The sequence below is a fragment of the Streptomyces sp. NPDC005963 genome (assembly GCF_040638655.1).
Taxonomy (GTDB): Bacteria; Actinomycetota; Actinomycetes; order Streptomycetales; family Streptomycetaceae; genus Streptomyces.
This window is the reverse complement of the sequence record NZ_JBEXVD010000009.1, coordinates 1-23,897: the sequence shown is the minus strand read 5'-3', so window position 1 is coordinate 23,897 and position 23,897 is coordinate 1. Positions and strand designations below refer to the sequence as shown.

The window sequence follows — 23,897 nt, the reverse complement described above, 5'->3', positions numbered from 1 at the left end:
GTGTGGAGGACGGCGTTCTGGGTGCCGGAGATCGGTTAAGGGGCGAGTGGGGGCTTTTGGTGGGTTCGCCTCCTAGGTGAGTTATGTCGGCGGCGGGTGTTGTCAGTTCGTACGCCCGGTGCACGGGACAGGGGTGGGGGAACCGTCCGGGGACGGTTCCCCCACCCCTGTCGGGCGATCGGGCCGCGGTTACTGCACCGGCTCCGGTTCGGGTGCGTCCGTCGGCGTCTGCGGAGCCGCCGGGGGGTCGGACGGCGGAGTCTTCACCGAGTCGAGCAGCAGTTGCGCCACATCCACGACCTGGAGGCTCTCCTTGGCCTCGCCGCTGTTCTTCTTGCCGTTGACCGAGTCGCTCAGCATGACCAGGCAGAAGGGGCAGGCGGTCGAGACGATGTCCGGGTTGAGGGAGAGTGCCTCGTCCACGCGCTCGTTGTTGATGCGCTTGCCGATGCGCTCCTCCATCCACATCCGCGCGCCGCCGGCACCGCAGCAGAAGCCGCGTTCCTTGTGGCGGTGCATCTCCTGCTGGCGCAGGCCGGGGACCGCGGACATGATCTCCCGCGGCGGTGTGTAGACCTTGTTGTGCCGGCCGAGGTAACACGGGTCGTGGTAGGTGATCAGACCGTCGACCGGGGTGACGGGCAGCAGTTTGCCCTCGTCGATGAGGTGCTGGAGCAACTGCGTGTGGTGGATGACCTCGAACTCGCCGCCCAGCTGCGGGTACTCGTTGGCGATGGTGTTGAAGCAGTGCGGGCAGGTGGCGACGATCTTCTTCGCCGCCTTGGGCTTGCGCGTCGACTCGTCCTCGTCGTCCTCGCCGAAGGCCATGTTCAGCATCGCCACGTTCTCCTGGCCGAGCTGCTGGAACAGCGGCTCGTTGCCCAGACGGCGGGGGGAGTCGCCGGTGCACTTCTCCTCGCCGCCCATGATCGCGAACTTGACGCCCGCCATGTGCAGCAGTTCGGCGAAGGCCTTGGTGGTCTTCTTGGCCCGGTCCTCCAGGGCGCCCGCGCAGCCGACCCAGTAGAGGTACTCGACCTCGGTGAGGTCCTCGATGTCCTGGCCGACGATCGGCACCTCGAAGTCGACCTCCTTGGTCCACTCGACGCGCTGCTTCTTCGCCAGGCCCCAGGGGTTGCCCTTCTTCTCCAGGTTCTTGAGCATCGTGCCCGCCTCGGAGGGGAACGCGGACTCGATCATCACCTGGTAGCGGCGCATGTCGACGATGTGGTCGATGTGCTCGATGTCGACCGGGCACTGTTCGACGCAGGCGCCGCAGGTGGTGCAGGACCACAGGACGTCCGGGTCGATCACGCCGTTCTCTTCGACCGTGCCGATCAGGGGGCGTTCCGCCTCCGCCAGGGCAGCCGCCGGTACGTCCTTGAGGGCCTCGGCCGACGCCTTCTCCTCGCCCTCCATCGTCTTGCCGCCACCGGCCAGCAGATAGGGGGCCTTGGCGTGCGCGTGGTCGCGCAGGGACATGATCAGCAGCTTGGGGGAGAGCGGCTTCCCGGTGTTCCAGGCGGGGCACTGGGACTGGCAGCGACCGCACTCCGTGCACGTGGAGAAGTCGAGGATGCCCTTCCAGGAGAAGTGCTCGACCTGGGAGACGCCGAAGACGGTCTCCTCGGCACCCTCTTCGTCGTCGAAGACGGTCTCGAAGTCGATCTCCTTGCCGCCCGACGCCATCGGCTGGAGCGGGCCGAGCGCGGAGGCGCCGGTGGCGTTGCGCTTGAACCAGATGTTGGGGAAGCCGAGGAAGCGGTGCCAGGCGACGCCCATGTTGGTGTTGAGCGAGACCGTGATCATCCAGATCAACGAGGTCCCGATCTTGATCATCGCGGTGAAGTAGATCAGCGTCTGGAGGGTGGGGACGCTCAGGCCGTCGAACGCGAGGACGAGGGGGTACGAGACGAAGTACGCGGCCTCGTAGCCGTCCACGTGGTGGATGGCGCCTTCGAGTCCCCGCAGGACCAGGATGGCGATGCCGATGGTCAGGATGACGTACTCGACGAAGTACGCCTGCCACGCCTTCGAACCGGCGAAGCGGGACTTGCGACCGGCCCGGGAGGGGAGGTTGAGCAGTCGGATCGCCATCAGCGTCAGGATGCCGACGACGGTCATCAGGCCGATGAACTCGATGTACATCTCGAACGGCACGAAGCCGCCGAGGACGGGGAGCATCCAGTCGGCCTGGAAGAGTTGGCCGTACGCCTGGGCCAGCGTCGGAGGCAGGGTGAGGAAGCCGATCGCGACGAACCAGTGGGCGAAGCCCACGATGCCCCAGCGGTTCATCCGGGTGTGGCCGAGGAACTCCTTGGCCAGGGTGATCGTGCGCCCTCGGGGGTTGTCGGTGCGGCTGCCTGCGGGCACGGGCTGGCCGAGCTTGACGAAGTGGTAGATCTGGGCGACGGCTCGGGCGATGAGCGCAACGCCGACCACGGTCAGGACCAGCGACACGATGATCGCGGCGAGTTGCATTTCGGGACTCCTCGGGCCTGCGAGGTGGGGGAAGGGGCCAGCGGGCGACCGCGGAGGGGCGACCCACGGGACAGGTACCCGCATACTACTAAGCGGTAACTTAGTTTATTCGTGCTGAGCGTACCCATTTCTGCCGTCGCACTGTAGTTACCGGCTCGGTGATCTGTGTCGCTCAGGCAAGCCTTGCCGGCGTGTGTTCCCGGTGGTCGGGGGCGATGCGGGGGCCTCGACCGCGTACGCAGGCGGGCGGCGTCCGCAGCAGGATCAGGAGATCCAGCCCCAGCCAGCACTCCTGCGCGTAGTGCAGATCGAGGATCGCCATCTCCTCCCAGGGCAGTCCGGATCGACCGCTGATCTGCCAGAGCCCGGTGATTCCGGGACGTACGGCCATGCGGGCGCGGTCCGGACAGGTCGCGGCCTTCTCCGGGGGGAGGGGGCGCGGGCCCACCAGGGACATCTCACCGCGGACCACATTGACCAGCTGGGGGAGCTGGTCGAGGAAGTGGTGGCGCAGCTTCCGCCCCAGGGGGGTCGTCGTCGGGGCGCGGAACGCCAGCATGTCGAACGGTGCGCACCCGAGCCCCAGTCGTCGCCTGCGGGTGATCGCGGGGCCGGGGCCGCTCACCCGGATGGCCGTGGCGACGGCGAGCAGGAGCGGGGCCAGCAGGAGCAGCAGGGTGAGGGCGCCGAAGAGGTCGAGGGCCCGCTTCGCGGGTGCCACCGGCTGTCGGTCGGGCATGGCGCGCCTTCCTCGTCCGGTGAGGCTCCGGCCGGGGCCCGGGGTGAAGCTCCGCGGTCGGGGGGTCGCCGTCCGTCCGCTGTGGCCGACCGAGCACCTCTATCGGATCATTTATGGATATTGCGGGCATGACTCTTGCAGATGGTGCCGCCAGGGATCGCTGCGCCACGCCTATGCGGCCTCGGTGCGGGAAGCTGCACATAAGGGCGGGATAAAAGTTGAGTGGGGTGGACTCAGGTCTGTTGACTCGCAGTCGACCTTCGTGCATCCTTGAGCCAGATCCACTCAAGTAGTCAGCTGGAGGAATTGACATGGCACGTGCGGTCGGCATCGACCTGGGCACGACTAACTCCGTCGTCAGCGTTCTGGAGGGCGGCGAGCCCACCGTCATCACCAACGCCGAGGGTGCCAGGACCACGCCGTCCGTCGTCGCCTTTGCGAAGAACGGTGAGGTGCTGGTCGGCGAGGTCGCCAAGCGCCAGGCGGTCACCAACGTCGACAGGACCATTCGATCGGTCAAGCGCCACATGGGCACTGACTGGAAGATCGAGATCGACGGCAAGACGTTCAACCCGCAACAGATGAGCGCCTTCATCCTGCAGAAGCTCAAGCGCGACGCCGAGGCGTACCTGGGCGACAAGGTCTCCGACGCGGTGATCACCGTTCCCGCGTACTTCAACGACTCGGAGCGCCAGGCCACCAAGGAGGCCGGTGAGATCGCGGGCCTCAACGTCCTGCGCATCGTCAACGAGCCGACGGCCGCCGCCCTGGCGTACGGCCTCGACAAGGACGACCAGACGATCCTCGTCTTCGACCTCGGTGGCGGCACCTTCGACGTCTCGCTGCTGGAGATCGGCGACGGCGTCGTCGAGGTGAAGGCCACCAACGGCGACAACCACCTCGGTGGTGACGACTGGGACCAGCGCGTCGTCGATTACCTGGTGAAGCAGTTCGCCAACGGTCACGGCGTGGACCTGGGCAAGGACAAGATGGCCCTCCAGCGCCTGCGCGAGGCCGCGGAGAAGGCGAAGATCGAGCTGTCCTCCTCGACGGAGACCTCGATCAACCTCCCGTACATCACCGCGTCCGCCGAGGGCCCGCTGCACCTGGACGAGAAGCTCACGCGCGCCCAGTTCCAGCAGCTGACGTCGGACCTGCTCGACCGCTGCAAGACCCCCTTCCACAACGTCATCAAGGACGCGGGCATCGCCCTCTCCGAGATCGACCACGTGGTGCTGGTCGGTGGCTCCACCCGGATGCCCGCCGTCGCCGAGCTCGTCAAGGAGCTGACCGGCGGCAAGGAGGCCAACAAGGGTGTGAACCCGGACGAGGTCGTCGCCATCGGCGCCTCGCTCCAGGCCGGTGTCCTCAGGGGCGAGGTCAAGGACGTCCTGCTTCTCGACGTGACCCCGCTGTCCCTCGGCATCGAGACCAAGGGCGGCATCATGACCAAGCTCATCGAGCGGAACACCACGATTCCGACGAAGCGCTCCGAGATCTTCACCACGGCCGAGGACAACCAGCCGTCCGTGCAGATCCAGGTCTACCAGGGCGAGCGCGAGATCGCGGCGTACAACAAGAAGCTCGGGATGTTCGAGCTGACCGGTCTGCCGCCGGCCCCGCGCGGAGTCCCGCAGATCGAGGTCTCCTTCGACATCGACGCCAACGGCATCATGCACGTGACCGCGAAGGATCTGGGCACGGGCAAGGAGCAGAAGATGACCGTCACCGGCGGCTCCTCGCTGCCGAAGGACGAGGTCGACCGGATGCGCCAGGAGGCCGAGCAGTACCAGGAGGAGGACCACCGCCGCCGCGAGGCCGCCGAGACGCGCAACCAGGGCGAGCAGTTGGTCTACCAGACCGAGAAGTTCCTCAAGGACAACGAGGACAAGGTCCCCGCCGAGGTGAAGACCGAGGTCGAGACCTCGATCACCGAGCTGAAGGAAAAGCTCAAGGGCGAGGACGTCGCGGAGATCCGCACCGCCACCGAGAAGGTCGCGGCCGTCTCGCAGAAGCTGGGCCAGGCCATGTACGCCGACGCCCATGCGCAGCAGGCCGCCGGCGGCGCCCCGGGTGACGCCCCGGGCGCGAGCACGGACAGCGCGGACGACGTCGTCGACGCCGAGATCATCGACGACGACAAGGACACCAAGGGTGGTGCCGCGTGACGGAGGAGACTCCGGGATTCGACAAGCACGGTGAGCACGACGCGCACGACGAGCACGAAGTGAAAGACCCGAGCGAGGCGAATTCCGCCGGCACCGAGGCAGACGGCGCCGCGTCCGACGACACGACCGACGCTCCCGCCGAGAAGGCGGGTGCGTCGGCCCCGACGGGGGACGCCGCCAAGGTCACGGCCCTGACCGCCCAGCTGGACCAGGCACGCACCGCGCTCACCGAGCGCACGGGCGACCTCCAGCGGGTCCAGGCCGAGTACCAGAACTACCGCCGTCGGGTGGACCGGGACCGGATCACGGTCAAGGAGATCGCCACGGCCTCCTTGCTGACCGAACTGCTTCCGGTGCTGGACGACATCGGGCGCGCCCGGGAACACGGGGAGCTGGTGGGCGGCTTCAAGTCCGTCGCCGAGTCCCTGGAGACCGCGGTCGCCAAGATGGGCCTCCAGCAGTTCGGCAAGGAGGGCGAGCCCTTCGACCCGACGATCCACGAGGCGCTGATGCACAGCTACGCGCCGGACGTCACCGAAACCACATGCGTTGCGGTGCTCCAGCCGGGGTATCGCATCGGCGAGCGGACGATCAGGCCCGCTCGGGTCGCAGTGGCCGAGCCCCAGCCGGGTGCGGCGGGCGGCAAGGACGAGGCGGCGAACGACGAGGAGAGCGGTGGCCCGGACGAGGGCTGACGCACAGACAGCAGTGACCGTCCGGAAGGAGGGACGTCGATGAGCACGAAGGACTTCGTCGAGAAGGACTACTACAAGGTTCTCGGCGTCCCCAAGGACGCCACCGAAGCCGAGATCAAGAAGGCGTACCGGAAGCTCGCCCGCGAGTTCCACCCGGACGCCAACAAGGGCGACGTCAAGGCGGAGGAGCGCTTCAAGGAGATCTCCGAGGCCAATGACATCCTCGGCGACCCCAAGCGGCGCAAGGAGTACGACGAGGCGCGCGCCCTCTTCGGCAACGGTGGCTTCCGACCCGGGCCCGGTGCTGCCGGCGGCTCGTTCAACTTCGACCTGGGCGACCTCTTCGGAGGCGCCCAGGGCGGGCCCCAGCCCGGGGCCGGCGGAGCCGGTGGCTTCGGCGGCGGGCTGGGCGACGTCTTCGGCGGTCTCTTCAACCGCGGTGCGGGAGGACCGGGCACCCGGGTCCAGCCGCGGCGCGGCCAGGACATCGAGTCCGAGGTCACGCTGAGCTTCACCGAGGCGGTCGACGGGGCCACCGTGCCGCTGCGGATGTCCAGCTCCGCCGCCTGTGCGGCGTGCGCGGGCACCGGCGACAAGAACGGCACGCCCAGGGTGTGCCCGACCTGCGTCGGCACCGGGCAGGTCTCACGCGGGGGCAGCGGGTCCTTCTCGCTGACCGACCCGTGCGTGGACTGCAAGGGCCGCGGGCTGATCGCCCAGGACCCCTGCGAGGTCTGCAAGGGCAGCGGGCGCGCCCGCTCCTCGCGCACCATGCAGGTCCGCATCCCCCCGGGCGTCTCGGACGGGCAGCGCATCCGGCTGCGCGGCAAGGGCGCACCCGGGGAGCGCGGCGGTCCCGCCGGGGACCTCTACGTCGTGGTGCACGTCGGGGACCATCCGGTCTTCGGCCGCAAGGGCGACAACCTCACGGTCACCGTGCCCGTCACCTACCCGGAGGCGGTGCTCGGCGGTGAGGTGAAGGTGCCCACGCTGGGCGGCCCGCCGGTCACCCTGAAACTGCCCGCGGGGACACCCAACGGGCGGACCATGCGAGCACGCGGCAAGGGTGCGGTCCGCAAGGACGGCACCCGCGGGGACCTGCTGGTCACCGTGGAGGTCGCGGTTCCCGAGGAGCTGAGCGACAAGGCGAAGGAAGCGCTGGCGGCCTACCGCGAAGCCACCGTGGACGAGGACCCGCGGGCCGAGCTGTTCCAGGCCGCGAAGGGAGCATGAGATGGACGGCCGGGCCGGACGCAGTCGTAACCCGTACGAACTGACCGACGAGTCACCCGTGTATGTGATCTCCGTTGCAGCCCAGCTCTCCGGTCTACACCCGCAGACCCTGCGGCAGTACGACCGGCTGGGGCTGGTCTCGCCCGACCGCACGGCTGGGCGGGGACGACGCTACTCCGCCCGTGACATCCAACTCCTGCGCACCGTCCAGCAGCTGTCGCAGGACGAGGGCATCAACTTGGCCGGGATCAAGCGCATCATCGAGCTGGAGAACCAGGTCGCGGCGCTCCAGTCCCGGGTGGCGGAGCTCGCCGCCGCGGTCGAGGGCGCTGCGGCGGCCATGCAGCAGCGCGAAGCCCAGGTCCATGCTTCGTACCGGCGCGACCTGGTGCCCTACCAGGACGTCCAGCAGGCGAGTGCCCTGGTGGTGTGGCGACCCAAACGGGTCGACTAGCCATAGCGGCAGTACGGGCGGCGGGTATGGCGTCGCGGTGCGGTCCGGCCGTTCGGTCGTGCGTCGTCCTGGTGCGCGCGGTGGGTTCTTCAGACCGCGAATTGCTGCGTTGCCCGGTTCCTTGAGGGGTTGCCCCCGGGGGCCGGGCTTTTGCGTTGGCGAATGCACCGTGCTCGGTTCCGGTGCGCGGGCGTACGAGCGATGCGGCTGCCGGACGTGCATCCCGTTTGTCGGGGCCGGGTTGCACGGGACGTACGGGCCAGGGGACGTCGGCAGCGGTGTGCGGCCCTCGGAACGCCCGGTCGGGGTACGACCGAGGCGTGAGGGCGGGATGCCGGGAGCCGTGGGGATCACCGGGCCGGGGCGCGCGGCGGGGGCGGCGCTGGCTCCAGTCCGCGAGGCGTTCTCCGTCACGGAGGGTGGCGACCGAAGGATCCGACTCCTGCCGCCCCGGGCCGGGTGTTCCTCGTGGAGAGCGGGAGAACGCAGGGGCAGGCCGGGCGGGATGGCCCCGTGGAGGGCCTCCCTGCCGGCTCCACCGCACTCGCCCGCACTCAACGCCTCCCGGGTGGCACGCGCGCCCGATAGGCCCTCAGAAGGGCACCTAAGCCCCCTGATGCAACCTCCGTGCCCATAGCGGCCGTTGGCTGCCCCAAGGGGCCGGTCTGCGGCCGTATGCCCGCAGGGCTGGCACCCGGCCGTACGGGCGGGTGCCGGGGACGCCTCCCGGGCGCCGGGGAGAGGTGACGGCCCTCGCGCCACCGTTTCCATGGATTCACCCGGTTTGTCGGCAGCTCTCTCGACGACGGCCGGCTGCGGCCAACCGCGACCTACGGCGGCCGGCCGTCTCCGGCTATCTCCGGTCGTTTCCGGATTCATCCGATCGCCGCGCGCTCCTCGCGATGCCGTGAGGAGCGCGCGGCGGGTGCCCGTCGAAGCCGCCGTCGCGCCCGTCATTCTTAAGCCGGGGTGCGATGGTTTCAGGTCGAACTATGAAGACCTTGTCCTCCTCTTGCGGCCCCATATATCGGACATTCCTCAGGAATCGTGATCCAGAATCCCCGATTGGGCGATGAGGAAACCGAGTTGGGTCCGGCTGCCGCTCCCCAGCGACGACCCGAGCTTGGCGATGTGGGCCCGGCAGGTCCGGACGTTCATCCCCAGTCGACGGGCGATCGCCTCGTCCACGTGCCCCTCCACCAAGAGCTTGGCGATCGAGCGCTGAACGCCGGTGATGCCGTCTAGGTCCGGGCCGTAGGAGACCGGCTCCTCCCAGGGCAGTCCGTGCAGCCAGAACTGCTCGAACACCCCGACCAGGTACTCCACGATCCCCTTGTGCCGCAGCTCAAGTGCCGAGAGCCGGTCGCTGCTCGCCGGGATGAACGCCACCTTGCGATCCACGATGATCAACCGGTCGATTATCTCTTCCAGCGTGCGGACCTCCACGCCCGACGGCCCGACCTTCTCCATGTAGGCCAGCGTGGCGGGGTGGTGGCGCGCGGTGTGCTGGTAGAGCGTGCGCATCCGCACCCCGCGCTCGATCAGGGGCTCCACCCTGCGCAACGCCTTCTCCAGGATGTGCGGCTGTCGACCGCTCCCGGGCTGCACCGTCAGCAGCTCCTCCGTGCAGTCCGCAGTGACCTGGTCGAGGGTCGTGTTGATGCGGTTGAGGCCCTCAAGGACGGTTATCCCTTGCGGCACGGTGGAATTCTGAGCGGTGAAGGCCATGAATGGCTCAAGTGCGTCGGTCAGAGCGACAGTTCGTCGTCGCCGCTCTTGGATCTCACGCTCAATGGGGTGTATCAGCTGTGTCAGTGCGGTCGTTGGTGGGACCGGACGCAGCCATTGCGCGTCGTCGGGATCAGGGTGCAGCAGGGCGAGGTCAAAGAGACACGGTGTGGGTTCCGCTTCTGACCGGGCGATTCTCCCGGTGCGCAGAGCGGTGATGTACAGACGTTTCCCCACCTCGCACAGCTCACCGTCTGTGTGAGGGTGTCCGGATTCGCCCCCATTCGACGTCATATGCACCCCCTCAGGCTCCTGCAATTCAGGAACATGATGCCTGCCGTCGCTGGTGCAAGCGTTCGGAGTGAGACATCGTCTTATGCGCGGGGGAGGAGGAATGATCAAAAGAGGTGGAGATCACCCATGTCTAGGACGCTACGTGCTCTTTGTGCTCTTGCCATAACGGCGGCCACGCTAGGCGCGGTGGCCTCCGGTGAATACTCCTGGGACAAGCCCGGCACCGCGGTGACCTACGCGGAGCCCTCCTGGGGTGCTGCTCCACCCAGTGGTGCGGTCACTCTTGGTGAGCCCTCCTGGGGTGGCAAACCACCGACTGTTGCCGGTGGGTCCTCTCGGAGTGTCACTTCGTTCAACGGCACAGAAGCATGACCGTTCCACCGGACGACCGGGTCTTCCGGCGTGAGATGGCTACGGCATACCGCTCGGGGTGGCATTTCATCGACCTCGTCACGGCAATCCCCCACCGTGGCGACTCGTTGATGGTCACTTTGTTCGGAGAGCCGATCGTCGTGGCGCGCGAGGAGGACGAGGACGTCCGCGCATACCGGTGTCTGCGCAGGCCCCGTGGAGCGCCCCAGCCCGTCCGGTGCGCCATCCGGTACGGAATGATCTTTGTCAATCTCGACCAGCGCGACCAGCAGATGGTCGAGCCCGACACCACCACCGCCACCCCCCGCAGTGCCTGAGCGATTCCCCCGTCGAAAAAGATCGCTCGGGTACTTCCCCCACACAGCGGTGCCATCGCGGACCTGAAACGCGATGGCACCGCTGTGCTTTTCCCTGCGGCCCGTCCTCCCCGGACGGGCCGCAGGCGCGTTCCGTACCCGCGCAGTGGAGGCGGCCGGGTGCTCACGGCAGGGCGGACCCGCCCGCAGCGCCGGTGCCCTCGGTGTCTGTGAGGCGTTTCGATACGTATGGGACGGGTGTGAGCGCATTCGCCCCCCGATATGAGCCGGCCGGGCGTTCCGGTGGTCCTATCTGTGGCACGCACCGGGCGGGCGAGGCGTTCATTTCGATCGTCGACGGGTGCGACGGACGTGGCGGGTGCGACGGACGTGACGGCCGTCAGGCGCGCCCGAGCGCCTTGTCCACGGCGATCTCGATCAGCACCCGATCCGGGTTGGGCCCCGGTGTGCGCCCGTAGCGCTCCGCGTACCGCCGTACCGCGTCCGCCACCGCCTCCGGCTCCGTACGAACCCGTGCCAGCCCCTCCAGCGTCGCCCAGCGGGCGCGGTCGAGTTGGCACACGGCCACCCGCGCGCCGCCCTCTTCCGCCGATCGGAGGACATGGGCGATCTTTCTGCTCTGGCGATTGGTGATCACCCGTGCCACCCGTTGATCGTGGTCGTACGTCACGCCCACCGGTACGACATGAGGACTACCGTCCGGTCGCAGGGTGGTCAGGGTGCACAGATGGCGCTCCTGCCAGAACGCCAGATACTCGGGGCTGAGGTGGGATAGGTCATGGGCCATGGGCACAGCGTAGTTGCGCTCAGTGATCATCCATGGTCGGGGATGGCTCTTGTGGCAGAAGAGTGGCGCAAAGAGATTGAGTGGAATACGCTCAACTTTATGCAGGTTGGATGAGTCAGTCAGTGTGAGGAATACAGCGATACCCGTACGGAGGAGAGAGCGCGCGTGGACGCCGAGCTGACCAACAAGAGCCGGGAAGCGATCAATAACGCCACCCATCGGGCCGTGACCGGCGGACACCCCGATCTGACGCCGGCGCATCTGCTGCTGGCCCTGCTCGCCGGCCAGGACAACGAGAACCTCGTCGATCTGCTGGCCGCCGTCGAGGCTGATCAGGCGGCCGTGCGCGGCGGGGCCGAACGGCTGCTGGCCGGCCAGCCGAGCGTCACCGGCTCCACCGTCGCGCCCCCGCAGCCCAATCGGGAGTTCCTCGCGGTCATCGCGGACGCGGCCGAGCGGGCCAAGGAGCTCGGCGACGACTTCCTCTCCACCGAACACCTGCTGATCGGCCTCGCGGCCAAGGGCGGACAGGCCGGCGAGGTGCTGGCCGCACAGGGCGCGACGGCCAAGCGGCTGCTCGACGCATTCGAAACCGTACGGGGAGGCAGGCGCGTGACCACCGCGGATCCGGAGGGCCAGTACAAGGCGCTGGAGAAGTTCGGCACGGACTTCACGGCGGCTGCCCGCGAGGGCAAGCTCGACCCGGTCATCGGCCGTGACCAGGAGATCCGCCGGGTCGTCCAGGTGCTGTCCCGGCGCACCAAGAACAATCCGGTCCTCATCGGGGAACCCGGAGTCGGCAAGACCGCCGTCGTGGAGGGGCTCGCCCAGCGCATCGTCAAGGGAGACGTGCCCGAGTCGCTGAAGAACAAGCGGCTCGTCTCGCTGGACCTCGGTGCGATGGTCGCAGGTGCAAAGTACCGCGGTGAGTTCGAGGAGCGGCTGAAGACCGTCCTGTCCGAGATCAAGGGCAGCGACGGCCAGATCATCACCTTCATCGACGAACTCCACACCGTTGTCGGCGCGGGCGCGGGCGGTGACTCCGCCATGGACGCCGGCAACATGCTCAAGCCGATGCTGGCCCGCGGCGAACTACGCATGGTCGGCGCCACGACGCTGGATGAGTACCGGGAGCGGATCGAGAAGGACCCGGCGTTGGAGCGCCGCTTCCAGCAGGTGCTGGTCGCGGAACCGACCGTCGAGGACACCATCGCGATCCTGCGGGGGCTCAAGGGCCGCTACGAGGCCCACCACAAGGTGCAGATCGCAGACTCGGCCCTGGTGGCCGCCGCGACCCTCTCCGACCGGTACATCACGTCCCGGTTCCTGCCCGACAAGGCCATCGACCTCGTCGACGAGGCCGCGTCCCGGCTGCGGATGGAGATCGACTCATCGCCCGTCGAGATCGATGAGCTCCAGCGGTCCGTCGACCGGCTGCTGATGGAGGAGATGGCCCTCAAGAACGAGTCGGACCCGGCGTCCAAGCAGCGGCTGGAGAAGCTGCGCCGCGACCTCGCCGACAAGCAGGAGGAACTACGCGGTCTGACGGCCCGCTGGGAGAAGGAGAAGCAGGGCCTCAACCGCGTCGGCGAGCTGAAGGAGAAGCTCGACGAACTGCGCGGTCAGGCCGAGCGCGCCCAGCGCGACGGCGACTTCGACTCCGCGTCGAAGCTCTTGTACGGGGAGATCCCGACCCTGGAGCGGGAGCTCGCGGAGGCGTCCGAGGCGGAGCGCGAGGCGGCCAAGGACACCATGGTCAAGGAGGAGGTCGGCCCGGACGACATCGCCGACGTCGTCGGCTCGTGGACCGGCATTCCGGCCGGGCGGCTGCTGGAGGGCGAGACCCAGAAGCTGCTGCGGATGGAGTCCGAGCTCGGGCGGCGGCTGATCGGCCAGTCCGAGGCGGTCCGTGCGGTCTCCGACGCGGTCCGGCGCACGCGTGCCGGCATCGCCGACCCGGACCGGCCGACGGGATCGTTCCTCTTCCTGGGCCCCACGGGCGTCGGCAAGACCGAGTTGGCGAAGGCCCTCGCCGACTTCCTCTTCGACGACGAGCGGGCCATGGTCCGCATCGACATGTCCGAGTACAGCGAGAAGCACAGCGTGGCCCGGCTGGTGGGCGCCCCGCCCGGATACGTGGGGTACGAGGAGGGCGGTCAGCTCACCGAGGCCGTGCGGCGCCGCCCGTACAGCGTGGTCCTGCTCGACGAGGTCGAGAAGGCGCACCCCGAGGTCTTCGACATCCTGCTCCAGGTCCTCGACGACGGACGGCTCACCGACGGCCAGGGCCGCACGGTCGACTTCCGCAACACGATCCTCATCCTGACCTCCAATCTGGGCAGCCAGTACCTGGTCGACCCCTCGACCGGCGAGGACGAGAAGAAGCGCCAGGTCCTGGATGTCGTACGGGCCTCGTTCAAGCCCGAGTTCCTGAACCGGCTGGACGACCTCGTCGTCTTCTCCGCGCTCGACCGCGACGAGCTCGAACAGATCGCCGGGCTCCAGCTGGAGCGCCTCGCCAAGCGTCTCGCGGAGCGCCGGCTCACCCTCGACGTCACCCCGGCCGCACTGGCATGGCTGGCCGACGAGGGCAATGACCCGGCGTACGGGGCGCGCCCGCTGCGGCGGCTGGTGCAGACGGCCATCGGGGACCGGCTGGCCAAGGAGATCCTCTCGGGCGAGGTCACGGACGGGGACACCGTCCGGGTGGACCGCGTGGGCGACGGCCTCATCGTGGGACCGGTCTCGACCAAGACCCTCTGAGGGCGGTTTCGGGCAGCGCCGGCGGTATGGGGCGCGAACGGGTCAGCTCAGAGCGGATACCTGTGGATAGCGGGGCCGGGGTTGCCACCCCGGCCCCGGCATGGGAGAGGATGGCGGCATCCGTACGAAGGGAAATCCACGGTGACCATCGATCCGTCCTCGATTCCGAATTTCGGGGGCCAGCCCCAGCCTCAGGCCGCAGGACCGGCGGGCCCCGTCGTTCCCGACCAGGACCTGGTCAAGCAGCTCCTCGACCAGATGGAGCTGAAGTACGTCGTCGACGACGAGGGAGACCTCGCCGCGCCGTGGGAGGAATTCCGCACGTACTTCATGTTCCGCGGCGAAGACGAGCAGCAGGTCTTCTCGGTGCGGACGTTCTACGACCGGCCGCTGCCGGTGGAGGACCGGTCCCAGATCCTCGATCTGATCGACGACTGGAACCGCCGCACCCTGTGGCCCAAGGTCTACACCCACCTCCACGAGGACGAGGAGGGCGGCGCGACCATCCGCCTCATCGGTGAGGCACAGATGCTCATCGGCACCGGCGTCAGCCTGGAGCACTTCGTGTCGTCCACCGTCAGCTGGGTGCGCGCTGCGATGGAGTTCGAGAACTGGTTCGCGGAGCAGCTCGGCCTCAAGCCCGAGGACGAGAAGCCCTCCGACGACGCCTGAGCTTCCGCGCTCGCTGGCGCTCGGAGCCCTACCGCCTAGAGCCGTACCGCCTAGAGCGCGATGGGCGAGAGCGTCAGCAGATACGTTCCGTAGGCGAACGACAGCCCGGCCAGGGCGACGGTCACCACGACCGCCGTTCCGGGCCGGGCTTTCGTCAGTGCCCGTGCGGCCGGGATCAGCAGGGGGAACGCCGGCAGCAGGAACCGCGGCTTCGACTCGAAGAAGCCCGAGCCGCCCACGGTGATGAGGACGAGGACCGCGGTGTAGACGAGCAGGGCCATCGGCGGGCGCTCCAGGACCAGCAGGGCGAACAGCACCACCGCAACGGCGACGACGAGCAGTGCCATCACCAGCGAGAGCAGCGTCGGTCGCAGCACGATGTCCCGAACCACCCGCAGGGCGCCAGCCCCGAAGTCGAAGCGGGAGGTCCAGCCGCGTTGTACGGCGAAGTAGCCCCCGAGCGGATCGCCGGTGCGCACCCCCACGTACAGCACGTAGCCGCACCAGCCGAGAGGTGCGAGCGCTGCTGCTGCCCAGATCCGCCAGTGGGGCGGGCCGGGTGCTCCCGGGGTGCGGTGGGCCCGGACCAGCCTCCAGGCGGCGACCGCCAGTACGGCCAGTGCCACGGCGACCGCATTGGGTCGGGACAGGCCCGCGAGTGCGGACAGCGTTCCCGCCCAGAGCCAGCGTTCGGTGAGCACCGCGTACAGGGACCAGGCGGCGAGGGCCGTGAGCACGGGTTCGGTGTACGCCATGGAGAGCACCACCGAGTGCGGTAGCAGACCCCAGAGCACGACCATGGCGGTCGCGGTGCGGCGTCCGTAGAGCCGTTCACCGATCGCGTAGATGCCCCAGGCCGCGGCGCCCGCGGCGGTCCAGGAGACGAGTAGTCCTGCGCTGCCGCTGGTCACGGGCACGATCGAGGTGATCGCTCGGACGAGCCCCGGGTAGAGCGGGAAGAACGCCACATCGCTCTGGACCGCGCCGTCCGGCCAGCGCAGGACGCGGCCGTAGCCGTGTTCGGCGATCAGCATGTACCAGTCGGAGTCCCAGGCCCGGGCCAGGATGCGGCGCGGCTGTCGGTCGATGTGCCAGGCCCACAGCGCCATCGCCAGCAGCCCGGCGAGCCGGGCCGCGGCGAACAGCCCCAGTGCGGGGGCGGCGCGCAGCAGTGCGGCGCGCCAGCGGGGTGCCGGGCCGGTGCCCGCGGCGACGTTCAGGCTCGGGGCGGGCTCGGCGGACGTCTCGGCGGACAGGGGGCACCTCCGGGCAGGCATACGAGTCGGACAACCTGACCATGATCGGACCGGCCCGCCCTTGTGGGCGGCGACCGGCCGACAGGCCCGTGTTCCCACCCGGTCGGCTGACACTTCGATGGCGGGACACACGAACGAGCGCGGCTGCGACGGGCGGGATTCTCTAGAAATCAGAACACAATCTGAGTACGGTCAGAGCATGAGCCTTGCCTATCCGGGCACCGAGCCGGAGTCCGTCTCGTTCACCGACCTGTCGCGAAATCCGAAGGCGGTTGCCGCACGGGCTGCCGTCTTGGGCTGTCTGCGTGTGACGCATCGGGACGCGCCCGACATGGTGCTGACGACAGCGGTGCACGCTGAGCGCACCGAGGAGAATCTGACGACCGCGTCACGGATCTTCCTTGCGCTGATGAAGCACGACGAGGGTGCTCGCTCACTGCTGATGGCACTGCCCGAGGTCTTTCCGTGGGTACGGCACCTGGATGCGGAGGAGATGCGTGCCTTCACCGTGGAACTGCTGGAAGCCCTTTCCGACGCGGCGGAACTGGGGGCGAGGGAAGCCGTGCACCGGGCGCTCGTCTCCTGGAGGGCAACCGCCCGCATCAACGCCGATCCTGAACGGCTCAAGCAAGCGCTGCGCCCAGTTGACGGCAGCGACCTGGGCCCGGTTGAGGTCCATGGGTGAGTCCGAAGAAGGGCGATCGGGTCAGCGTGCCACCGCTCAGCGGGTGGAACGCGGTCTTCGGAACCACGGAAGCGGTCACGGGGCGGGAAGAGTTGTGCCGAGTGGCGTTATCGAGTGCCCACCGCTGCTTGGAGGCGCTACGCACCGATCCGCAGTCGCGTGACCGTTGGAACCGTCAGCACCAACTCCGCGGCAGGCTCGCGACCAAGGAGTGGAAGGGCTCCGCGCTGGACCAGGGGAGTACGAGATCACGAGCGGCGGCAGGGTCCGCTACCTCGTCAGTCCGGAGACCTCGACCGTGATCATGGTCTATGCGTCCACTCGACATCCGAAGGACACCGAGTGGGCCCACCGTCCGGCGCCCGTCGAATGAGCCCTACCCTTGCCCCCGCCACGGAACCCCTCAGGCCAGTCGCTTCAACCGCGCCACCGCCTCCTCCAGAACGTCCCGCTGCTTGCAGAAGGCGAACCTGACGAAGGGTGCCCCCTCGGTGCGGTGGTCGTAGAAGACGGCGTTGGGGATGGCCACGACCTGGCAGCGCTCGGGGAGTGAGCGGCAGAACGCGAAGCCGTCGTCCTCGCCCAGTGGGCGGATGTCCGTGGTGACGAAGTAGGTGCCGGCCGGCCGGTAGACGGTGAAGCCGACATCGGCCAGACCGGCGCTGAGCAGATCACGCTTGGCCCGCAGATCGTCGCGCAGTTCCCGGAAGTAGTCGTCCGGCAGGTGTAGTGCCTCCGCCACGGCGTACTGGAACGGTCCGGCCGACACATAGGTCAGGAACTGCTTGGCCGCCCGCACCGCCGCCACCAGTTCAGGGCTCGCCGTCAGCCAACCGACCTTCCATCCGGTGAAGGAGAACGTCTTCCCCGCCGAACTGATCGTCACCGTCCGCTCTCGCATCCCCGGCAGGGTGGCCAGCGGGATGTGTTCGCCCTCGAAGACCAGGTGCTCGTACACCTCGTCCGTGACCACCAGCAGATCGCGTTCGACGGCGAGTTCGGCGATCGCGGTGAGTTCCTCGCGGGTGAGCACCGTGCCGGTGGGGTTGTGCGGTGTGTTCAGCAGGATGAGTCGGGTGCGGGCGGTGACCGCGTCCCGGAGTTCATCGAGGTCGAGGTGGTACGAGCCGTCCCGCGGGTGCAGCGTCACCGGGACGCGTTGCCCTCCCGCCAGTGCGATGCACGCCGCGTACGAGTCGTAGTACGGCTCCAGTGCGATCACCTCGTCGCCCGGTTCCACCAGGGCGAGGAGGGCCGCTGCGATCGCCTCGGTGGCGCCTGCGGTCACCAGGACGTCGGTGTCGGGGTCCAGGGCGATGCCGTGGAAGCGGTGTTGGTGGTCCGCGATGGCCGCCCGCAGCTCGGGGACGCCGAGGCCGGGTGGGTACTGGTTGCCCCTGCCGTCGCGCAGGGCCCGTACGGCCGCCTCCCGCACGGACTCGGGGCCGTCGGTGTCGGGGAAGCCCTGGCCGAGGTTGATCGCACCGGTCCGGGCGGCCAGCGCCGACATCTCCGCGAAGATCGTCGTACCGAATTCGGTCAGCCGACGGTTGAGCAGCGGTCGCGCTCCGGGCGCTGATGCATCCATGGTCGCCATCCTCCGTGGAAGCTCTGGACTTGCTCAAGTCTGCTTTGGCGTTCTTGGGCCATGGGGATTCTGACTTCACACAGGAAGCGGCCGGGCCCGGAGCGCGAGCGAGGGGCGGGGGGCTCGCTTCGGGGGCTCCGGGGGTTCCCGGAGGTGACGGAGGGGTGGGAACGATGACCGTGTTCCTCTTGGTGGCGGCGGGAGCCCTGTTTCCGGCTCTCGTGCTCGTCGTGATGCTGGTCGTGTTCCGGGCGCGGGCGTCCCGCACCCGTGGGTATCGGGGGGTGTCCGCCGCGGGCACCTCGGCCGGAAGCAGTTCGGCCGGAAGCAGTTCGGGGGGTTGGTGGTCGAGCGACGGCGGGTCGTCCGGAGGCGGCTCGTCCTGCGGAGGGAGCAGTTCGTCCTGTGGAGGGGGCGGCGGCGGTTGCGGGGGCGGTGGCGGAGGCTGCTGACACGGGGCAGCAGGTTCGCCATCGAACAACCGGGCCAGCGGACGATCCGCGACCTTTGGGGCGTCCGGCAGAGCACCACTCTGCCGGACGCCTCTTTTCCTGGCGATTTCCACGGATTCTCGCTGTTTCACAGGCTTCCTGGCCATCCCGCACCGATTTCAACGGTTTTTACCGGGGGGCTTTGTTGAACAGTTGAACCGTAAGGCCCCCTAGGGGATGGAAACCACTTCAAGTTGGGTAAAAACACTGTGAGCGACGCGTACTTCGTGATTCCCTCGCTGACGGAACCTGTTGGAACCATCCAGCCCTCGGACCGGTTTTCTGGGCCCGAGCAGGCGGTCCCCCCACCTTCTTGTACTTCCGCTCAGGGGCGCCCAGGTCCACGTGTCCACCGCCAAAGCGTGTTTGCGGAGCCGACCCATGCTCACGACCCTCAGTACCGCCTATACCGACACCCGTGCCGACGACCTCGCCTGGGCGCTCGGTCGGGAGCCGCTCCCTGCCCTGGCCGTCCTCGACTTGGAACTCTCCGGGGCCAAACTCCAACTCAGACTGCTCGGAGCCTCCCACCAGGTGCTCCTGGAGGAGGAACAGGGCAGCTGCTCGGAGACCGTCGCCTGTATGCCCGGCAGCAGCACACCGCTCCCGCTGGGCGTGGCGAAGAGACTCGGCGACTGGGAGTACGAGTTCGCCGCACGCGTCGAGACCCTTTCGCGCGGGTCCTTCGCCGGCCGTGCCCAGGAACTGCTGGCCCTCGTCGCCGACCATCCCAACTCTCTCGCAGGCACCTTCCCCGGCTCCCCGCACGCCTTCACCGCGATGATGGCCCAGCACCGGGAGGGCCAGGTGCGCTGGCGCACCTGGCACGCCTATCCACAGGAAGGGCGGCTCGTGGTCACGCGGACACGGGTCGGTGCGGTCCCTCGCGGCTCCCGCTCCGAGCGGGTACCGGAGGCCGTGGGGCGCTGAGCCGCCGCGCTGCCCGATAGAGCACACGTGTGGGTGACAAGATGCGCACTTGACGTGACATAGCGTTACTGCATGATCGACCCGCCCCAGCAGCTGTCACCGCCCCAGGGCTCGGTGCGGCTGCCGGTGCGGCCGTCGGCAGGACGCAACCTCGTCCTGCTGACCGTCTTCGTCTGCGCCGCCTGCGGGCTCGTCTACGAACTGGAACTGGTCGCCCTCGCCTCCTACTTGATCGGCGATTCGGTCACCCAAGCCTCCGTGGTGCTGTCGTTGATGGTCTTCGCCATGGGCATCGGATCGCTCCTCGCCAAGAGGCTGCGCTGCCGGGCGGCCGTCGGCTTCGGAGTGCTGGAACTGACCCTCGCCCTGGTCGGCGGTTGTTCCGCACTGGTGCTCTACGCCGCCTTCGCCTGGATCGGCGAGTCCCGTTCCGTGCTCGTGGGCTTCTCGCTCGCCATCGGCGTCCTCATCGGTGCGGAGATCCCGTTGCTGATGTCCCTGATCCAACGCATCTCCCGACGGGACGCCGAAGGCACCGTCGCCGACCTCTTCGCCGCCGACTACGTGGGCGCCCTCGTCGGCGGCCTCGCCTTCCCCTTCCTGCTGCTGCCCTGGCTCGGACAACTCACCGCCGGGCTGCTGACCGGCGCGGTCAACGCCATCGCGGGCGGGGCGCTCGTGCTCTGGCTGTTCCGCCGTGAGCTCACCCCTCGCTCCCGCGGTTGGCTGCTCGTCGCCAACCTCGCTGTGCTCGGTCTCCTGGGCACGGCGACCGTCCTCGTGGACGACTTCGAGGAGGCGGCACGGACCGCGGTCTACGGGGACCGGGTGCGGGTCGCCGTCCACACCGGAGTGCAGGAGGTCGTCCTCACCGGAAGCCGCGCCACCTCCCTGGAGCTCTTCCTGGACGGCCGACTGCGCGTCAGCGGGCGCGACGAGCGCCGCTACCACGAGGGATTGGTCCACCCCGCCGCCTCGGGGTCGCGCAGCCGGGTGCTCATCCTCGGCGGCGGCAACGGACTCGCCGCCCGCGAAGTGCTGCGCTACCGCGACGTCGACGCGGTGACCGTCGTCGAACTCGACCCCGCCGTCGTCCGCCTCGCCCGTACCGACCCGGCGCTCGCGGAACTCAACCGACACGCCTACCGCGACCCCCGGATACGCGTGGAGCACGCGGACGCCTTCGCCTGGCTGCGCGCGCCGCGCGGCACGTACGACCTGGTGATCGTGGACCTACCGGATCCCGGCATCACCCAGAGCACCAAGTTCTACTCGCAGGAGTTCTACGGGCTCGCCGCCCCGGTGATCGCCCCCGGTGGCCGGATCGTCGTCCACGCGGGGCCGCTCGTCTCCCGGCCGCGTACGTACTGGACCGTCGAGGCGACCCTGAAGGCAGCCGGATACGGCACCCGGGCCTACCGTGCCACCGGGCGGCGCTCCGGCTTCGCCGCCGGCCCCGACCGGGCCCATGACAGCGCGGCTGCTCCCCACGACTGGGGCTTCCTGCTCGCGGCACCCGGACGCACCCCGCCCCTGAGGCTCGATCCCGCCGCGCCGCGGCTGCGCTCGCTCACCCCGGACGGGCTCATCGCCGACGCCCGGTACGCGCAACGCACCAGACTGCCGGGGCTCGCCCCTTCGACCCTCGTCCATCCGCGCTACGGGGACTGAAACGCAGACGTGGTGGGCACCCCTGGGTACGCTCGGGCCCATGGACCATGAGGTGTTCGTTCCCGTCGCGGTGGAGACCGTCCGGCAACTGCTGAGGGACCCGGCGCGCATCGCCCGCTGCGTCCCAGGACTCCAACAGGACGCGGCCGGCTCCGCAGCGGAACCCGGGGCCGCGGACGACGTGATCTCGGGCCGGCTCAAAGTGCGGGTCGCCAACCACTCGATCACCTACCGGGGCACCCTGCGCATCACGGAGCGCGGGGACGACTTCGTCGTGGAGGCGAGCGGCGCCGAGGTCCGCGGCGCGGGTTCGGCCCGGGCTGCGCTGACGGTCGGTCTCTCCGAGGCCGAAGGGGGCACCGCACTCCACTTCAGCGGGTCGGTGGCGGCAGAGGGACGGTTGGTGGAGCTACCCGACGACGCGGCGCACCAGTCCGCGCACCGGCTCCTCGACCGCTTCGCCGAACGGCTCGCCGGCCAGGCAGCAGCGGGATCAGCGGCGGCCGAGGGCCGGGGGACCGAGGGGCCGGGCCCGGTGAGCAGTCAGGACGCCGAACGGCTGGGGATCGTGGGCGACGAGCCGGCCGGGGCCGCGTCCACCGAACCGGCGGCCGATGACAGCGAACCGGCGGCCGACGCCTCCGCCACGGACGAGGCCGACCCGTCGAACGGGACAGAGCCCGAGTCCAAGACCCAACCCGAGTCCGAGTCCAAGACCGAAACTGACGCCGACGCCGAGAGCGGGGCCGAGGTCGAGTTCGTCGACCTCGAAGGGCTGGCGCTCGACGACCTCAAGGACTTCACGGCGATTCCCGAAGAACCCCCCGCCGAGGCCGCCCATGCGCGGCGCACCATGATCGGACGCAGCGCCGAAGAGGTGGACCACGCCCCGCCGCGCGGTCGGTACGCACCCGTACCGGCACCCGACGGGAGCGCTTCGGGCGTGCCCCTGCGCTGGATCGCGCCCGCAGCGGCACTGGCCGTCGCCTCGGCGGTCGTCGTCGGCAGGGCGCTGCGCCGCCGCCGGTAGCCGGGCGGTACAGCGCGGATCGGGACAAGGCGGCGGTCGCCGGGTGCACCGGGAGCGGCGCCAGTAGGGTCGAAGGGTGAGCAGCGAAGAGATCGTCCGGCTGGCCGCCGGAGACGTCGAATTGACCGTGCACCCCCACAACGGCTGCCGTATCGCCAGTCTGAGCGTCGACGGCACCGAGCTACTGCGCCAGGGCGACCGCTACGGCTGCTTCCCGATGGTGCCCTGGTGCGGACGGGTCGCGCAGGGGCGGTTCCGCAACGGCGGGGACGTCCATCAGCTGCCGCTCAACTCCCCGCCCCACGCCATCCACGGCACCGGTCGGGACACGGTGTGGCGCACCGCCCGCGCCGAGAAGGACCTGGCCGCCTTCACCTATGAGCTGGCATCGCCTTGGCCCTATCAGGGGCGGGTCACCCAACTCGTCGAACTGACCGCGGACTCCCTCACCCTGACGCTGGGCGTGGAGGCGTACGAGACGTCCTTCCCGGCGCAGGTCGGCTGGCATCCGTGGTTCCTGCGCAACCTCGGCGACGGTGGCTCGGACGTGCAACTCGACTTCGCCCCCGCATGGCAGGAGGAGCGCGGCCCCGACCACCTGCCGACCGGTCGCCGCATCGACCCGCTGCCCGGCCCCCGGGACGACTGCTTCGGGACGCCCGACGGCGTCGCGGCCACCCTGACGTGGCCCGGGCAGTTGGAGTTGGCCGTCACCAGCCGCGCCGAGTGGGTCGTGGTCTACGACGAGCAGCGCGAGGCGGTCTGTGTGGAACCTCAGTCCGGGCCGCCGAACGGACTGAACACCGCGCCGCGTCTCGTCACCCAGATCGACCCCCTGGAGCTCTCCACCACCTGGCGATGGCGTCGGCTGCGGTCCGCTTAAGCTCATGGGCATGACTGACGTACGCGCTGAGCTGCTCCAGCAGATCAAGGACAAGGCCGTGGTGCACGGCCGAGTGACCCTCTCATCGGGTCTTGAGGCCGACTACTACGTGGACCTCCGTCGGATCACGCTCGACGGCACGGCCGCGCCGCTGGTGGGTCAGGTCATGACCGATCTGACCGCGGACCTGGAGTTCGACTGCGTCGGCGGACTCACCCTGGGCGCCGACCCGGTGGCCACGTCAATGTTGCACGCCAGCGCCGCCCGCGGCCGGCGCGTGGACGCCTTCGTCGTCCGCAAGGCGGCCAAGGCGCACGGTATGCAACGCAGGGTGGAGGGCCCCGACATCAAGGGTCGTCGCTGTCTGGTGGTCGAGGACACCTCGACCACCGGCGGCTCGCCGCTCACGGCCGTGGAAGCCGTCCGCGAGGCGGGCGGCGAGGTGGTGGCCGTCGCGACGATCGTCGACCGGGCCACCGGCGCCGGCGAGAAGATCAGCGAGACGGCGGGCGTGCCCTACCTCTACGCGTACTCCCTCGCCGAACTGGGTCTCGGCTGACGGCTGCGGCCCGGGGGGGGGGGGCGGCGGGGCGCGCGCGGCCCCCCCCCCGCCCCGTGGTCCTGTTTGGGGTGGTGGCGCGCGCACCCCGCCGCAGCCCA

General features: G+C 69.2%; 19 protein-coding genes. 13 read left to right on the top strand and 6 right to left on the bottom strand.

The window, feature by feature from the left end; translation table 11 throughout:
* Positions 1–189: 189 nt before the first annotated feature.
* Together ABZ348_RS15030 and ABZ348_RS15025 are read right to left on the bottom strand one after the other, a co-directional pair.
* Entirely contained in the window at positions 190–2,481 is a 2,292-nt protein-coding gene (locus ABZ348_RS15030; protein WP_358933021.1) for a (Fe-S)-binding protein, read from the bottom strand.
* A gap of 172 nt (positions 2,482–2,653) precedes the next feature.
* Entirely contained in the window at positions 2,654–3,220 is a 567-nt protein-coding gene (locus ABZ348_RS15025) for a sugar transferase (protein WP_358933019.1), read from the bottom strand.
* Positions 3,221–3,531: 311 nt separating this feature from the next.
* Here ABZ348_RS15025 and dnaK point away from each other — a divergent pair, with 311 nt between their 5' ends.
* Genes dnaK through ABZ348_RS15005 form a run of 4 tightly spaced genes read left to right on the top strand, consistent with a single transcriptional unit; the run spans position 3,532 to position 7,770 of the window.
* Positions 3,532–5,388, top strand: a complete 1,857-nt coding sequence (gene dnaK, locus ABZ348_RS15020) for a molecular chaperone DnaK (protein WP_358933017.1) — start codon at positions 3,532–3,534, stop codon at positions 5,386–5,388.
* Positions 5,385–6,083: a nucleotide exchange factor GrpE gene (grpE, locus tag ABZ348_RS15015; protein WP_358933015.1), complete on the top strand. Its 699-nt coding sequence runs from the start codon at positions 5,385–5,387 to the stop codon at positions 6,081–6,083. Before dnaK ends, grpE begins: the two co-directional genes overlap by 4 nt.
* A gap of 39 nt (positions 6,084–6,122) precedes the next feature.
* Positions 6,123–7,316, top strand: coding sequence for a molecular chaperone DnaJ (dnaJ, locus tag ABZ348_RS15010; RefSeq protein WP_358933013.1), 1,194 nt, complete (start codon positions 6,123–6,125; stop codon positions 7,314–7,316).
* Between the two features lies 1 nt (position 7,317).
* Positions 7,318–7,770, top strand: a complete 453-nt coding sequence (locus ABZ348_RS15005; RefSeq protein WP_358933011.1) for a helix-turn-helix domain-containing protein — start codon at positions 7,318–7,320, stop codon at positions 7,768–7,770.
* Between the two features lie 1,038 nt (positions 7,771–8,808).
* Here the strand turns inward: ABZ348_RS15005 and ABZ348_RS15000 are convergent.
* Positions 8,809–9,792 carry a helix-turn-helix transcriptional regulator gene (locus ABZ348_RS15000; protein ID WP_358933009.1) on the bottom strand — a complete coding sequence of 328 codons (984 nt, stop codon included), beginning with the start codon at positions 9,790–9,792 and terminating at the stop codon, positions 8,809–8,811.
* Positions 9,793–10,160: 368 nt separating this feature from the next.
* Here ABZ348_RS15000 and ABZ348_RS14995 point away from each other — a divergent pair, with 368 nt between their 5' ends.
* Positions 10,161–10,481 (top strand): (2Fe-2S)-binding protein, encoded by a 321-nt coding sequence (locus tag ABZ348_RS14995; protein ID WP_153486448.1) that lies wholly within the window; start codon positions 10,161–10,163, stop codon positions 10,479–10,481.
* A 379-nt stretch (positions 10,482–10,860) separates the two neighbouring features.
* Here the strand turns inward: ABZ348_RS14995 and ABZ348_RS14990 are convergent, their stop codons facing one another.
* Positions 10,861–11,268, bottom strand: a complete 408-nt coding sequence (locus tag ABZ348_RS14990) for a TIGR03618 family F420-dependent PPOX class oxidoreductase (RefSeq protein ID WP_358933007.1) — start codon at positions 11,266–11,268, stop codon at positions 10,861–10,863.
* A 165-nt stretch (positions 11,269–11,433) separates the two neighbouring features.
* Here ABZ348_RS14990 and clpB point away from each other — a divergent pair, with 165 nt between their 5' ends.
* Positions 11,434–14,031, top strand: coding sequence for an ATP-dependent chaperone ClpB (gene clpB / locus ABZ348_RS14985; protein ID WP_358933005.1), 2,598 nt, complete (start codon positions 11,434–11,436; stop codon positions 14,029–14,031).
* 141 nt (positions 14,032–14,172) lie between these two features.
* Positions 14,173–14,703, top strand: a complete 531-nt coding sequence (locus ABZ348_RS14980; protein ID WP_358933003.1) for a YbjN domain-containing protein — start codon at positions 14,173–14,175, stop codon at positions 14,701–14,703.
* Between the two features lie 50 nt (positions 14,704–14,753).
* On the opposite strand, the gene ABZ348_RS14975 is transcribed toward ABZ348_RS14980, so the two are convergent.
* Positions 14,754–15,980 (bottom strand): glycosyltransferase family 39 protein, encoded by a 1,227-nt coding sequence (locus ABZ348_RS14975; RefSeq protein ID WP_358933001.1) that lies wholly within the window; start codon positions 15,978–15,980, stop codon positions 14,754–14,756.
* Positions 15,981–16,158: 178 nt separating this feature from the next.
* On the opposite strand from ABZ348_RS14975, the gene ABZ348_RS14970 reads away from it, so the two are divergent.
* On the top strand, positions 16,159–16,644 hold the full coding sequence (locus ABZ348_RS14970) for a prevent-host-death family protein (RefSeq protein ID WP_358932999.1): 486 nt from the start codon (positions 16,159–16,161) through the stop codon (positions 16,642–16,644).
* Between the two features lie 403 nt (positions 16,645–17,047).
* On the opposite strand, the gene ABZ348_RS14965 is transcribed toward ABZ348_RS14970, so the two are convergent.
* Positions 17,048–18,241 carry a pyridoxal phosphate-dependent aminotransferase gene (locus ABZ348_RS14965; protein WP_358932997.1) on the bottom strand — a complete coding sequence of 398 codons (1,194 nt, stop codon included), beginning with the start codon at positions 18,239–18,241 and terminating at the stop codon, positions 17,048–17,050.
* Positions 18,242–19,104: 863 nt separating this feature from the next.
* Between ABZ348_RS14965 and ABZ348_RS14960 the strand changes: the two genes are divergently transcribed.
* The 5 genes from ABZ348_RS14960 (at position 19,105) to pyrE (ending at position 23,796) form a co-directional block, all read left to right on the top strand.
* Positions 19,105–19,653 (top strand): DUF2617 family protein, encoded by a 549-nt coding sequence (locus ABZ348_RS14960; protein WP_358932995.1) that lies wholly within the window; start codon positions 19,105–19,107, stop codon positions 19,651–19,653.
* A 72-nt stretch (positions 19,654–19,725) separates the two neighbouring features.
* Positions 19,726–21,324 (top strand): polyamine aminopropyltransferase, encoded by a 1,599-nt coding sequence (locus ABZ348_RS14955; protein WP_358932993.1) that lies wholly within the window; start codon positions 19,726–19,728, stop codon positions 21,322–21,324.
* A gap of 40 nt (positions 21,325–21,364) precedes the next feature.
* Positions 21,365–22,354, top strand: a complete 990-nt coding sequence (locus ABZ348_RS14950; RefSeq protein WP_358932991.1) for an SRPBCC domain-containing protein — start codon at positions 21,365–21,367, stop codon at positions 22,352–22,354.
* Between the two features lie 76 nt (positions 22,355–22,430).
* On the top strand, positions 22,431–23,237 hold the full coding sequence (locus ABZ348_RS14945; protein ID WP_358932989.1) for an aldose 1-epimerase: 807 nt from the start codon (positions 22,431–22,433) through the stop codon (positions 23,235–23,237).
* 10 nt (positions 23,238–23,247) lie between these two features.
* Entirely contained in the window at positions 23,248–23,796 is a 549-nt protein-coding gene (gene pyrE, locus ABZ348_RS14940; RefSeq protein WP_358932987.1) for an orotate phosphoribosyltransferase, read from the top strand.
* Positions 23,797–23,897 lie beyond the last annotated feature (101 nt).